This is a genomic window from Kribbella sp. NPDC055071 (genome assembly GCF_053608045.1).
On sequence record NZ_JBSGUS010000023.1, the window covers coordinates 114,401 to 127,160 of the forward strand.

Annotated in this window: 14 protein-coding genes and 1 riboswitch; of the genes, 12 read left to right on the forward strand and 2 right to left on the reverse strand. The window is 67.6% G+C overall.

Going from position 1 to position 12,760, the window contains the following annotated elements:
- Positions 1 to 16 precede the first annotated feature (16 nt).
- From ACWF4Z_RS31485 to ACWF4Z_RS31500, 4 genes are all read left to right on the forward strand, one after another.
- Positions 17 to 826, forward strand: a complete 810-nt coding sequence (locus ACWF4Z_RS31485) for a hypothetical protein (protein WP_452246808.1) — start codon at positions 17 to 19, stop codon at positions 824 to 826.
- Complete coding sequence (locus ACWF4Z_RS31490; RefSeq protein ID WP_452246809.1) at positions 823 to 1,485, forward strand: alpha/beta fold hydrolase; 663 nt, start codon at positions 823 to 825, stop codon at positions 1,483 to 1,485. The genes ACWF4Z_RS31485 and ACWF4Z_RS31490 overlap by 4 nt, the downstream gene beginning before the upstream one ends.
- A gap of 67 nt (positions 1,486 to 1,552) precedes the next feature.
- A riboswitch (TPP riboswitch) is annotated at positions 1,553 to 1,669 on the forward strand.
- The gene (locus tag ACWF4Z_RS31495) at positions 1,663 to 2,991 is read left to right on the forward strand and encodes a purine-cytosine permease family protein (protein WP_452246810.1); all 1,329 of its coding nucleotides are present in this window, start codon (positions 1,663 to 1,665) and stop codon (positions 2,989 to 2,991) included. It overlaps the preceding riboswitch by 7 nt.
- Before the next feature lie 27 nt (positions 2,992 to 3,018).
- Complete coding sequence (locus tag ACWF4Z_RS31500; protein WP_452246811.1) at positions 3,019 to 3,711, forward strand: class I SAM-dependent methyltransferase; 693 nt, start codon at positions 3,019 to 3,021, stop codon at positions 3,709 to 3,711.
- Between the two features lie 190 nt (positions 3,712 to 3,901).
- On the opposite strand, the gene ACWF4Z_RS31505 is transcribed toward ACWF4Z_RS31500, so the two are convergent.
- Positions 3,902 to 4,468: a methylated-DNA--[protein]-cysteine S-methyltransferase gene (locus ACWF4Z_RS31505; RefSeq protein ID WP_452246812.1), complete on the reverse strand. Its 567-nt coding sequence runs from the start codon at positions 4,466 to 4,468 to the stop codon at positions 3,902 to 3,904.
- On the reverse strand, positions 4,465 to 4,974 hold the full coding sequence (locus ACWF4Z_RS31510) for an RNA polymerase sigma factor (protein ID WP_452246813.1): 510 nt from the start codon (positions 4,972 to 4,974) through the stop codon (positions 4,465 to 4,467). The genes ACWF4Z_RS31505 and ACWF4Z_RS31510 overlap by 4 nt, the downstream gene beginning before the upstream one ends.
- A gap of 313 nt (positions 4,975 to 5,287) precedes the next feature.
- Here ACWF4Z_RS31510 and ACWF4Z_RS31515 point away from each other — a divergent pair, with 313 nt between their 5' ends.
- The 8 genes from ACWF4Z_RS31515 to ACWF4Z_RS31550 all read left to right on the forward strand — a co-directional run bounded on the left by ACWF4Z_RS31515 (position 5,288) and on the right by ACWF4Z_RS31550 (position 12,381).
- A complete protein-coding gene (locus ACWF4Z_RS31515) occupies positions 5,288 to 5,830 on the forward strand; it encodes a flavin reductase family protein (protein WP_452246814.1) in 543 nt (180 codons plus the stop codon).
- Positions 5,823 to 6,860 (forward strand): ABC transporter substrate-binding protein, encoded by a 1,038-nt coding sequence (locus ACWF4Z_RS31520; protein WP_452246815.1) that lies wholly within the window; start codon positions 5,823 to 5,825, stop codon positions 6,858 to 6,860. Before ACWF4Z_RS31515 ends, ACWF4Z_RS31520 begins: the two co-directional genes overlap by 8 nt.
- The gene (locus ACWF4Z_RS31525; RefSeq protein WP_452246816.1) at positions 6,857 to 7,696 is read left to right on the forward strand and encodes an ABC transporter permease; all 840 of its coding nucleotides are present in this window, start codon (positions 6,857 to 6,859) and stop codon (positions 7,694 to 7,696) included. The genes ACWF4Z_RS31520 and ACWF4Z_RS31525 overlap by 4 nt, the downstream gene beginning before the upstream one ends.
- Complete coding sequence (locus tag ACWF4Z_RS31530; protein WP_452246817.1) at positions 7,672 to 8,391, forward strand: ABC transporter ATP-binding protein; 720 nt, start codon at positions 7,672 to 7,674, stop codon at positions 8,389 to 8,391. The genes ACWF4Z_RS31525 and ACWF4Z_RS31530 overlap by 25 nt, the downstream gene beginning before the upstream one ends.
- Entirely contained in the window at positions 8,384 to 9,721 is a 1,338-nt protein-coding gene (locus ACWF4Z_RS31535; protein ID WP_452246818.1) for an LLM class flavin-dependent oxidoreductase, read from the forward strand. Before ACWF4Z_RS31530 ends, ACWF4Z_RS31535 begins: the two co-directional genes overlap by 8 nt.
- A 120-nt stretch (positions 9,722 to 9,841) precedes the next feature.
- Positions 9,842 to 10,651 (forward strand): glycerophosphodiester phosphodiesterase, encoded by an 810-nt coding sequence (locus ACWF4Z_RS31540; protein ID WP_452246819.1) that lies wholly within the window; start codon positions 9,842 to 9,844, stop codon positions 10,649 to 10,651.
- A 281-nt stretch (positions 10,652 to 10,932) separates the two neighbouring features.
- The gene (locus tag ACWF4Z_RS31545) at positions 10,933 to 11,328 is read left to right on the forward strand and encodes an ATP-binding protein (RefSeq protein WP_452246820.1); all 396 of its coding nucleotides are present in this window, start codon (positions 10,933 to 10,935) and stop codon (positions 11,326 to 11,328) included.
- An 81-nt stretch (positions 11,329 to 11,409) separates the two neighbouring features.
- Complete coding sequence (locus ACWF4Z_RS31550) at positions 11,410 to 12,381, forward strand: DUF5926 family protein (RefSeq protein ID WP_452246821.1); 972 nt, start codon at positions 11,410 to 11,412, stop codon at positions 12,379 to 12,381.
- Positions 12,382 to 12,760: the final 379 nt, after the last annotated feature.

Genomic DNA, 12,760 nt, shown 5'->3' on the forward strand with positions numbered 1-12,760 from the left:
GAGGGGAGGTGGAGTGGTGTCGTCGCAGGATTTTCCGACGTATGGCCGGGGGGATGAGCCTGACCAGTCCGGGGACGAGCAGTACTACGCGCGGCCTACGCCGTACGGCGGTGGCACGTATGGCCCGCAGGCGCCGCAAGGTCAACCGGCCCAGGGCCAACCACCTCAACCGGCTCAGCAAGGGCAAGCGCCGGGCCAGTACGGCGGCCCGGGCTACACGCAGCCGCCGGTGTATCGGCAGGGCAGCCCGTACGGCGCTCCGGTGCACCCGCAGCAGCACGAGCTGCCGACGTACGGTCGTGAAGAGCTGGTCGCACCCCGTGACCCGCGCGCCGCTCGAGTCGTCGGACTGGCCACTCTGATCGCGGGGATCTACGGACTGCTGGTCCTGACCATTCAACGGGTCTCACTCCGGGACATCTCCCAGGCGCCCGGCTCACCGCTCAACCACCCGCTCCGCACCGACGTGATCGACGCGATCGGCCAGCTGCTGCTCGTGGTGGTCGGCTTGGCCGCGCTGGCGATGTGGATCCGCGACGTGCTCGCACGCCGCAAGGCCGGTCGCCAACCCGATCCGATCGAGCTCGGTGGCCTGCTGCTGGTTGCGGTCTCCGTGATCCCGATCCTGATCTGGCTGATCATGGTCCTGACCACCGGCCTGGGTGCGATCGACGGCTCGGTCGACCGGTTGCCCACGGCGTACGGCTGGGGTGGTCTCGGCCTGCTGATCCTCGCCGCCGGCCTGGCGCTCGGGTGGCGTGAGCTGAAGCCCGAGGTGCGCAACCCGATCGTCCAAGGTCCGCCGGCCAAAGCGCCCTGGGAGTGAACGCACCCGTCGTCCTGGTCCCAGGCCTCGGCCTCGGGCCGGAGTCCTACGCCAAGACGGTCGAGCACCTGACCACGCCGTACCAGGTCCTCACGTTGCCCGGGTACGGCGAACCAGCAGGCGACCGCGAGGATCTCCACCCGCGCGCGCTGGGCGTCGCACTCGCGGACAAGATCCGGGAGCGGTCCGTCCTGGTAGGTCACTCGGCCAGCTGCCAGGTCGTGGTCGAGACCGCGGTCACCCACCCCGAACTGGTCCACGCGCTCGTACTCGCGGCTCCGACCGGAGACGTGCGGATGTCGAGCTGGGTGGATCGCGCGGTCCGGTTCGTGGGCTCCGCCGTACCGGAGTCGCCGAGGCTGATCCGGGTAGTCACCCCGCAGTACGCCCGTACGACGTTCTCCACGATCGCGCGGGCCGCAGAAGCCGCCAGACACCACGACCTGGCCGCTGTGATCACTCAGGTGAAGGCACCGGTGGTCATCGTGCGCTGCAAGCACGACCTGATCTCACCGGCCGACTGGGTCCAACGACTCGCGGAGCTGAGCCACGGCGAGGCCAGAACGCTCGAAACCGGCTCACACATGCCAGTGCTCACCAACGGGCCCGAGGTCGCCGCTCTCATCCAACGAGCCGCCGCCGCGCCGGAATCCGAGTAGCCGCCGCGCCGGAAACCGAGTAGCCGCCGCCCGCATCCGGCGGAAGAGCTACTGTTGACGCGGCAAACAAAACCTCAGCGGGAGCTCGCACCGATCTGCGCGGGCTGAGAGGGCGACAGCAGGGTCGCCGACCGCCTGAACCTGACCGGGTAATGCCGGCGTAGGGAGCGGGTCATCGTGACCAGTACTGCTGTTCGTCCTGCGAGGCAAACCGAGGCTCCGCTCGTTCTGACCACCGATGCGCCCCGAACGCTCGGGTTCCTGGACCAGTTCACCCTCTGGGGCAACTTCGGCATCTCACTGTTCGGCCCGGTCACCGGCGCTCTCGTGGCCGCGTACACCGGCTCACTGTGGCAGGGACTGCTCGCAGTCGTCGTCGGCTGCGGTATCGGCGCCCTAGTGCTCGGTGGCGCCGCTGTCTTCGGTTCACAGACCGGTGCGCCCGCGATGGCGAGTCTCCGCGGCCTCTTCGGCCGCAAGGGTTCCATAGCGCCGACAGTGCTCAACATCGCCCAGAACGTCGGCTGGGCCACCATGGAGATCATCGTCATCTCCCAGGCCGCGGTTGCGGTGACGAGCGAGCGTTGGCGCTGGCTGTTCGTCGTACTTGCCGGTGTGATCGCCACGGCCATGGCGGTCCGTCCGCTCGGCAGCGTGAAGGTGCTGCGGAAGTTCATGGTCTGGCTGGTGCTGATCGCGTCGATCTACCTGTTCGTACAGGTCCTCAGCAAGCCAGTCCACGCACTACCGCAGGACAGCGTGTTCGGCTTCTGGCCGGCCGTGGACCTGGCCGCCGCCGGTGTGGTCTCGTTCGCGCCACTCGCCGCGGACTACACCAGGCACTCACGCACCAACAAGGCCGCGTTCGCCGGTTCGTCCCTCGGCTACGGCCTGGCCGCTATCGGGTACTACGCCTTGGGCGTGTTCGCAGTCGCGACCCTGCAGACGAACAGCGAGGACGTCATCACCGCACTGGTCACCCTGCCGGCCGGTGCGATCGCGCTGTTCGTGTTGCTGGTGGACGAGGTCGATGAGGCCTACGCGAACGTCTACTCGACCACGATGGCCGCGCACAACCTGATCGGCCACATCGACCGGCGCTGGATCTCCGTCGCGATCGGCGTGATCGCCACCGGTATCGCGCTGATGGTTGACCTGGGCAACTACACGCAGTTCCTGTACCTGATCGGCTCGGTCTTCATCCCGCTGTTCGCGGTCGCGATCGCCGACTTCTTCGTGGTGAGCAAGATGCAGTGGGATGTCTCCAGTACGGCGAAGTTCCGCTGGCAACCCACGGTCGCCTGGCTGATCGGCTTCGTCGCGTACCAGCTGGTCAACCCGGGCACCGTGGCCGGGTGGTCGCCGTTCTGGACCGACGTCCAGCAGCGGGTGTTCAACCATCACCCGGTGCCGGGATGGCTCGGAGCGACGTACACCTCGATCGTCGTCTCGATGGTCGCCGCGGTCGTGCTGGGCAAGCTCAGGCGCCGGCCGCTGGACAACTGACCCGGAGCACCCGGGATACTGGCGATCATGCTGAACTCCGCACTGCGCAGTCGGGCCGAGTACGCGGAACTCGGGGTCGACGGACTGATCTCGCGGACGACACCCGAGCGGGACGCGGCGATCATCACCGCCGTCGAGGAGCTGCTGGAGGGGCGTGAGTCGGTCCTCGACCTGTGCTGTGGGTACGGCCGGATCGCGTTGCCGCTGCGCCGGGCCGGCAAGGTCGTCCGTGGGCTGGACATCTCGCCGAACCTGATCGAGGCGGGTAAGGCCAAGGCGGACGAGGAAGACCTCAAGATCGACTGGGCGATCGGCTCGATGACGGACCTGCCGTACCGCTGGGACGCCTTCGACGCGGTGATCTGCCTGTGGACCGCGTTCCACGAGCTGTTCGCCGAGGACGAGCAGATCTCCACGATCTGCGAGATCTCCCGGGTGCTGAAGCCGGGCGGGATCGCGATCATCGAGGGCCCGGCCTGGGGACCGGCGACCGCGGCCGAGATCGCCAACGGGATGCGGCAGGGGCCCGAGCACCGGATCGTCACCACCGACTTCAGCGACAACCGCAGCGGCGTGCACTTCATCCACGACGAGGTCAGCTACGGCCGCCTCTGCGCCGCCGCCGGCATCGAGAACTACAAGGTCTACAAGCGCGAGTGGGGCGGCCGCCGCCGTCTGATCCTGGAGATCCACCAGCCCGGCCCGACCGGATCTGACTGACGCGTCAGTTTCTCGACCTGAATTCTTTTCCGAAACAATCTCACTGGCGCATTTGTCGCGCCGGAGGCCGAAAACAAGAAGCAGATCCCCACTCCACATTGGGGACCTGCTCCTCGTTTCGAGGAGTGTAAATCAATTCCCGCGAACTGCCCACTCCACCTCCTTCGCTTCGAATCCGTGGGTAAGAAATTCAGTCCTTTGCTTCAAGGTTCAGCAGGAATCGCTTGGCGTCCAGACCGCCCGCGTACCCGGTGAGCGCACCGCTCGCGCCGATCACCCGATGGCACGGCAGCACGACGCAGACGGGGTTCGCGCCGAGCGCCGTACCGACGGCTCGCGCCGCCTTCGGCTTGTGGATCTCGCCGGCGACAGTCCCGTACGTCGTCGTCCGGCCATAGCTCGTGTGTAATGGCAAATCGTTCAGCACAAGGCGTTGGAAGGGTGTCGCGAGCGCGAGATCCACTTCGAGATCAAACGCTTGCCGACGCCCCGCCAGGTATTCGTCCAATTGCCGCCGTACGTCGTCCAGAGCGGCGGGCTGCCGCAGTACGCGCGGGGAGACCGCCCGCGCGAGGCGGTTCGTGATGGTCTCTTCGGTACCGAAGGAACTGGCCACCACCTTGCCGTGAGCGACCGCGAGCAGCATCGTGCCGATCGGAGTGTCATGCAGGGTGTAAGCGACATCCGCGGCGGGAAAGACCGGTGGTTTCAGATCAGGGATGGTGAACCGGGCGAGCCGGTTCTCGAGGTCATTCATACGTTTACTCCGAGTTTGGTACGCAAAGCCGCGAGGGCGTCGCTGACAAGCCGGCGCGATGCGGCGGGGGTGGTGTCCAGGGCGGCGGCCAGACCGTGGTGGTCCAGGTCGCCGACGTATTTGAGCGTGATCGCGAACCGTTGACGTTCGGGCAGCTCGTTGACCGCTCGCCAGAGGTCGGGATCCGGCCAGTCGGCGGACTCCGGGCCGTTGACCGACACGGGTGGCGCCTCGTCGAGGGGTCGTTGGGGTTTGCGGGCGCGATGCAGGTCGGTCGCACACCGGGACGTGATGGTCAGCAGCCAGCTGCGCAGGTTCTTCGCCGAGGTGAGCGCCGGGTACGCGGCGAACGCCTTCTCCCAGGCGCGCTGGGCCACGTCGTCGCCGTCCACCGGTCCCGCCAACGCGCGCGCCAGCCGCGCCACGTCGCGCCAGTGATCGTCGACGAGCGCCTGGAACGGCGGCAGTCCGACCTTCTCCCGAGCCATCACGTCAGTAGAACGCACCGGGGCCCGGGAGTGTGAGGGCAACCCGGTGGCGTGTCGTCCCGGTGGGTGGTCGTTTGCGGACAGCCGTCCCGGATCGCGAGATTGTCTAGTTCATCAGTAGACAATGATGCGAAGATTGCTGACATGACGACGACCTTCCTCACCCGCCGTCGCGTCATCGACCTGCTGCGGACGGCGAGCTCCACCTGTCGGTGACGCGTTCCGTCGCTGCACCCCAGCTCCGCGCTGCATGAAGCCGTTCTGCACCGGCTTCCACCTTCCGCCCGGTATCTGCTGCCGGTCGTCCCTGCCCCGTGATCGAGGGAGAGACATGTCTTTGCCTGCCCTGAATCGCCCTGCCCTGTCCGTCGTCCCCGACCATCAGGAGGAGCGGATCGTGGACGCCGACGTCTTCCGTTCCGTGTTTCGTCGCCACGCCGCCGGTGTCGTGGTGATCACGGCGGACGCGGGTGACGGCCCGGTCGGGTTCACCGCGACCTCACTGGTCTCGGTCAGCCTGCTGCCGCCGCTGGTCTCTTTCTCGATCGCCAGGACGGCGTCGAGCTGGCCGACCGTCAGCAGCACCGACAACCTGGTGATCAACTTCCTCTCCGCCGACCAGCACCCGATCGCCGGCCGGTTCGCCACCAGCGGCATCGACCGGTTCGCCGAACCGACCCGCTGGTCGCGACTGCAGACCGGCGAACCCGTACTCGACGAGGCCCCGAGCTTCCTGCGTGCGCAGGTCGAGCACCGCTTCGCCGTGGGCGACCACTCCCTGGTCGTCGCCCGCCTGACCACCCACACCGAACGGCGTGAGCACGAGCCCCTGCTCTACCACGACGGCCACTACGCGAAAGCCCACCATGTCTAGAAAACGTTTGTACGCCGTACTCGCCCTGCTGGCCGTTGTCACCGGATGTGGCGCCAAGGCGGACGCCGGCGCGACCCTCTCGCTCGACGCCGCCCTGCCGACGACCGTCCCCGACGGCACGAAGATCGTCGTCGGCGACCCCGCCACCGAGGTGGCGCTCAAGCTGTCCGGGCAGATCGACAAGGTCTCGAAGTTCGTCCAGTTCGCGAACCTGAGCGGCGGTCCGCAGACCACCGAGGCGTTCCGGGCGCACGCGCTCGACGTCGGCTCGGTCGCGGAGATCCCGCCGATCCACGCGACCTGGACCGGTCTGCACGTGAAGATCGTCGCCTCGAAGTTCCGCCAGGACCCGCTCAACCACCCGATCTACGAGCTGGGCATCGCCCCCGGCACCACGGTGAAGACGCTCGCGGACCTGCGTGGCAAGACGATCGCGTACAGCCCGGGACAGGCCCAGGGCGCGCTCGTCCTCAAAGTGCTGCAGAAGGCCGGCCTGACCAAGGACGACGTCAAGCTGATCGAGCTCCCCAGCACCGGCGACGTCTACGTGAACGCGCTCGCCGGGAAGCAGGTCCAGGTCGCGCCGATCGGCGGTGTCCAGATCAAGCGGTACCTGGCCAAGTACGGCAAGGACGGCGGTACGACGATCGAGCACGGCCTCCGCGATGACGCCGGCCACCTCTACGTGCCGACCGAATCCCTGGAGAATCCGGGGAAGGCTGCCGCGATCCGTGCGTACGTCGCCGCCTGGGGAGTCGCGCAGGACTGGATCGACAAGCACCCCAAGGAATGGATCGCGGGGTACTACGTGAAGGACCAGGGCCTGACCGCGGCCGATGGGCAGTGGCTGGTCGACAACGCCGGTCACCCGGACATCAGCGCGGACTGGAGCGACGCGATCACGCGGCAGCAGGACACCATCGCGCTGCTCGCCAAGGAGACGAAGAACCCGGTCATCCAGGCGAAGGACCTCTACGACCTGCGGTTCCAGGCCGTCGCGGCCGATGCGATCAAGGGAGCCGTCAAATGAGCGCGACCACCCTGCCAGGGATCCGGAGGACGAGCGCGACCAGTGCTCCCGTCGTACGACGTCGCCGGCTCGGACCGGGGAAGCCGATCAAGTTCGGTGCCGCGATCGGGCCTGTGCTGCTGCTTGTGATCTGGAGCATCGGATCGGCCACCGGCTGGATCGACCCACGCGTGCTGTCCGCGCCGTGGACCGTGGTGACCACGGCCGGTGACCTGATCGCCGACGGCCGGCTCCAGTCGAACCTGTGGACCTCCACCCAGCGCGCCCTGATCGGGCTCGCGCTCGGCATCATCCTCGGGGTCGCGCTCGCGCTGCTGTCCGGCCTCTCCCGGATCGGCGAGGCGATCCTGGACGGCCCGATCCAGATCAAGCGCGCGATCCCGTCACTCGCCCTGCTGCCGCTGCTGATCCTGTGGCTCGGTATCGGTGAGTCGATGAAGGTCGTCACGATTCTGCTCGGGGTCTTCGTACCCATTTACCTGCACACCCACAACGGCCTGCGCACGATCGACAGCCGGTACGTCGAACTCGCGCAGACCGTCGGGTTGTCTCGCCGGGACTTCATCCGCCGCGTCGTGTTGCCGGGTGCGTTGCCCGGCTTCCTGCTCGGCCTGCGGTTCGCGGTGACCGGCGCGTGGCTGTCGCTGGTCGTCGTCGAGCAGATCAACTCCACCAGCGGAATCGGCTACATGATGGAGCTGGCCCGGACGTACGGACAGACCGACATCATCATCGTCGGCCTGGTCCTGTACGGCATCCTCGGCCTGATCTCCGACGGCGCCGTCCGCCTGATCCAGAGGAAGGCCCTGACATGGCGCCGCACGCTGGCCTCCTGACCGCCGCGGTCCAGGTGCGTGACCTGGTCCGCCGGTACGACGACCGCGCTGTCCTCGACGGGGTCGACCTGGATATCGCTCCGGGTGAGTTCGTTGCGTTGCTGGGGAAGAGCGGATCCGGGAAGAGCACGTTGCTCAGAGCCCTGGCCGGCTTGGATTCCGACGTCGCCGGGTCGGGCGAGCTCGTCGTACCGGTGAATGTCTCCGTTGTCTTCCAGGACTCCCGTTTGTTGCCGTGGGCAAGGGTATTGGACAACGTCGTGCTGGGGTTGCACGGCGCGGGTGACCGCGGCCGGCAGAGTCTGGCGGAGGTCGGCCTGGAGGGGCGGGAGCAGGCGTGGCCGAACGAGTTGTCCGGTGGTGAGCAGCAGCGGGTCGCGTTGGCGCGTTCGCTGGTTCGCGAGCCGGAGTTGCTCCTTGCGGACGAGCCGTTCGGTGCGCTCGACGCGCTGACCCGGCTGAAGATGCACGTCCTGCTGCGGAAGCTGTGTGCGACCCATCAGCCGGCCGTCCTGCTGGTCACCCACGACGTCGACGAGGCGATCGTGCTGGCCGACCGGGTGATTGTCCTCGAGGAGGGTCACCTGGTGGCGGAAGAGGTGGTCGACCTGCCCGCGCCGCGGAGTGCGACCGATCCAGGATTCGCCGCGATCCGCTCGCGGCTTCTCGACGCTTTGGGGGTTCACTATGAGTAGGCAATTGCATTTGAACGCGTTCCTGATGAGCACCGGGCATCACGAGGCGTCGTGGCGGCTACCGGAGAGCGACCCGTTCGCCAACACGTCGGTCGCTCACTATCAGGAGCTGGCGCGGATCGCCGAGCGGGGGAAGTTCGACTCGGTGTTCTTCGCGGATTCGCCGGTGTTGTTCGGCGACGTCGGGCGTCGCCCGGCCGGCTCGCTGGAGCCGACCGTGTTGCTGACCGCCCTGGCCGGGGCGACGTCGCGGATCGGGCTGATCGCCACGGCGTCGACGACGTACAACGATCCTTTCAATCTCGCCCGGCGGTTCGCGAGCGTCGACCACGTGAGTGGTGGTCGGGCTGGATGGAACGTGGTCACCACGGCCGGGCCGGAGGCGGCGAAGAACTTCAACCTCGCCGATCAGCCCAGCCACGCCGAGCGATATGAGCGGGCGGCGGAATTCCTGGAGGTCTCCTACAAGCTGTGGGATTCATGGCAGGACGATGCGGCCATTGTGGATAAAGAGACCGGCGTGTGGGCGCTGAATGAGCGAGTAGTGCCGATCGACCATGTGGGCCGGCATTTCCAGGTGCGTGGTCCGCTCAATCTGCCGCGGTCGCCGCAAGGCCACCCGCTGATCGTGCAGGCCGGCTCGTCGGAGGACGGCAAGGGTCTGGCCGCGCGGTACGCCGAGGCGGTCTTCACCGCGCAGCAGACGCTCGAGGACGCGCAGGACTTCTACCAGGACCTCAAGGCCCGTACGACGGCACTCGGCCGGGACCCCGACTCGATCAAGATCCTGCCCGGGATCGTGCCCGTGATCGGCGGCACGGTCGAGGAAGCACAGCGGCTCGAGCACGAGCTGGACTCGCTGATCCGGCCCGAGTACGCGCGGCTGCAGCTGGCGAAGACGCTGAAGGTCAAGCCGGAGGATCTGCCGTTCGACCAGCAGCTCCCGGCCGACCTCCCCGACGAGGACGAGATCGAGGGTGCGAAGAGTCGCTACACGCTGATCGTCACGCTGGCTCGGCGGGAGAAGCTGACCGTCCGTGAGCTGATCGGGCGGCTGGGTGGCGGGCGTGGGCATCGGACCTTCACGGGTACGCCGGAGCAGGTGGCCGATGCGATTCAGCACTGGTACGAGGCGGGTGCGGCCGACGGGTTCAACATCATGCCGCCGGTGCTTCCGTCCGGGCTGACCACGTTCGTGGACGAGGTGATTCCGATCCTGCAGGCCCGGAATCTTTTCCGGACCGAATACTCCGGAACCACGCTGCGCGATCACTACGGCCTCGCCCGGCCGGCGGACCGTCGTACGTCGTTGCAGGAAGCAACGGCCTGAACCCGGCGGCGCTGATCCGGTGCCGAGCTGATCCGGTGCCGAGCTGATCCGGTGCCGAGCTGATCCGGTGCTGGGCCTGTCAGGTGGCGGGCCCAGCACCTGCTCGGGCAGAGTTTTCCCATGGGGAAACAACGCCCACTGGTCGTGGCCCATCGAGGCGCCAGCGACATCAGTCCCGAGCACACACTGGCGGCGTACCGCCAGGCGATCGACGCCGGCGCGGACGGACTCGAGTGCGACGTCCGGCTCACCGCCGACGGGCACCTGGTCTGCGTCCACGACCGCCGGATCGAGCGAACGTCGAACGGTCACGGCGTCCTGTCCACGATGAGCCTGGCCGAGCTCGAGGCCTTCGACTGGGGCTCGTGGAAGAACCCGTGGGCCGAACTCGACGACGAGGCCGAGCTGCCGAGTCCCGACGTACGAACAGTGCTCACGCTCGACACCCTGCTCGCGACCGTTCGCGATGCCGGCCGGCCGGTCGAGCTGGCGATCGAGACCAAGCACCCGACCCGGTACGCCGGTCTGGTCGAGCGCCGGCTGATCGAGGCCCTCGACCGCTACGGCTGGGCGCATCCGAAGATCGGAACGGAGTCTCCGGTCCGAGTAATGAGCTTCTCCTGGCTGTCGCTGCGCCGGCTCCGTGTGCTCGCACCCGGTCTGCGCACGGTCCTGCTGATGGATCGCGTCCCGCTGCGGTTCCGCGACGGTTCACTCCCGACAGGCGTCTCGTACGCCGGACCCAGTCTGGAGATCGTCAGCGCGCACCCGGAGTACGTCGAGCGCGCGCACAAGCACGGGCACCGGGTCCATGTCTGGACAGTCAACGCCGAGGTCGACGTACGGCGCTGCCACGACCTCGGGGTCGACGCGATCATCACCGACCGGCCCGAGGCCACGCTGAAAACCCTTACCGCGTCGACGGTGTAGGACGCCGTCCGGCGAGCAGAAGTTTGTGACACCTGATCAGCGCTTTGTGTGGTGTGTGTCACGTGGTCTGGATACGTAGCGAGGTGAATGCGGGCGGTTATTGCAACGTTCAATTCCGTCGATTTCATCTCGATTTCTTCGGCTTTCCGCATGATCAGCGCGCGGCCGTGTAACGGAACAATCGCAGGTGTTTTCCCGGGCCTGAAGCTGGGCAGATGTGATGGTGGCTGTACCGATCATCGAGGAGACCCTGCTTGTCCTCTGCGACCTTGCCTGCCGACGTGAGCGTTGTGGACGTCGTACTACCGCATGACGTGTCCGCGGTAGCGGACTCCCGTCGCCGTCTGGGGGCCTACCTGAAGCGTTATCGGGTCGCCGACACCGCGTCCGACGACGCGCAGCTCGTACTCTCCGAACTGCTCTCGAACGCGATCAGGTACGCGCCGCCGCTGCCCGCCGGTGAGGTGCGCGCGGCCTGGTGGATCGACAAGGCCGGCATTCATGTCGAGGTCACCGACGGGCGCGGCGACACCGAGCCGCAGCGGATCAGCGACACCCACCCCGAGTCGATCGGCGGCCGGGGCCTGGCCATCGTCGACATCCTCACCTCGACCTGGGACGTCCGCACCTCGGCCAACCACCGCACCGTGCACGCGATCATCCCAAGTGCCCGGTGAGCGATGCAGCTTGGCGCTATCGGCTCACGGGACACTAGCTGAAGTTGGCCGTGGGGTGACCGGCTGCAAGACTGCGGGGTTATGGGAAAGAAGTCGCGGCAGCAGCGCGCCAAGAACACCGGTACCGTCACCCTCGATCCGGCCGACCTGGTCGACGTCGGGTTGCGGGAGCCGTGCCCCTGCGGTTCGGGCAAGCGGTTCAAGCAGTGCCACGGGAAGGACCGGGCGCAGGCGGTCGACACCTGGGTGAGCCGTCCGTTCGAGGGTCTGCCGTCGGAGTGTGACCTGATCGCGTTCCGCGAGATCGTCCCGTCCGGTACGGCGGAGGTGACGCTCACCGGTGATCACGAGGGCAAGGTGGTCAACCTCGTCACCCTGCTGCCGATGGCGATGCCCGGCCTGGTCCGCGACGACGAGTCGATCTGGATCGGCCTGCAGACGCACGCGTCGTCGGGCGACCCGAGCCGCGACCTCGGCCACGCGATCACCGCGGCGCTGGCGACCGAGCCGGGTAACCCGGTGCAGGTCGGCGACCTGATGAAGGAAGGTCCGCGGCTGCAGGACCTGATCGACACCTCCAAGCCGATCGAGGCCAAGGTGCACGAGGGCTTCGACTTCTGGATCGGCGAGAACGTCGAGGACCCGACCGGTGAGGTCGCCGCGGGTCTCGAACGCGCGAACGCCGCCGCGGCCCCGACCGTGCGACTCGAGTCCGTCGAGGCGGCGTACTGGACGCAGATCGGCGACCGCGTCTACCTGCGCTGGGTGATGCCGCACAGCGAGGACGTCCTGCTCGACGCCCTCGCCCGCCTGCACGCGGCGGGTTCGTCCACGCTGGTCGACGGCAGCCGGCTGATCGGATCCTTCCGTGCCCTCGGTGTGCTGGCGCCTGTCTGGGAGCTCCCCGCCGACACCGAAGCCGCCGACATGGAGAAGCCCGCCGCCGACTTCGCCGCCCAACTCGAGAAGGCCCTGACCACCGAGGCCCCCCTCAGCACCGAAGAACGAGCCGCCCGAGCCGGCCTCTCCAGCCGCCAACTAACCATCCGCTGACCACCGGATCCCCAGGCCACCACAACGGCTCCGGCGCCGGCCGCCGGGGCACCATCCGGACCGTGCCCGACGCGAGGGGATAACCCCGCGATTTGGGGGGTTCTCTGCTGGTATGCGAAGGGAGAACCCACAAGACGAAGGGTTATCCGGCTCTTGTGTCGGATGGGTGGGTTGGTTGGTCGCCGCTGCGCGGCGGCTGGTCCTGTTGCCGCCTGCGGCGGGGGCGCAGGTGGTGGATTCGCCGGCTCGTGTGGTTTTGCGCGAGGTAACTGTGGTGGCGCGGTCTCCGGGCTGCTTGATGGTGCTGGTCGCGGTGGTGTGCGTCAAGGGCGCCTTCGGCGTCGCTGCGCGATCTTCGACCCTTGACCCACACCACCGC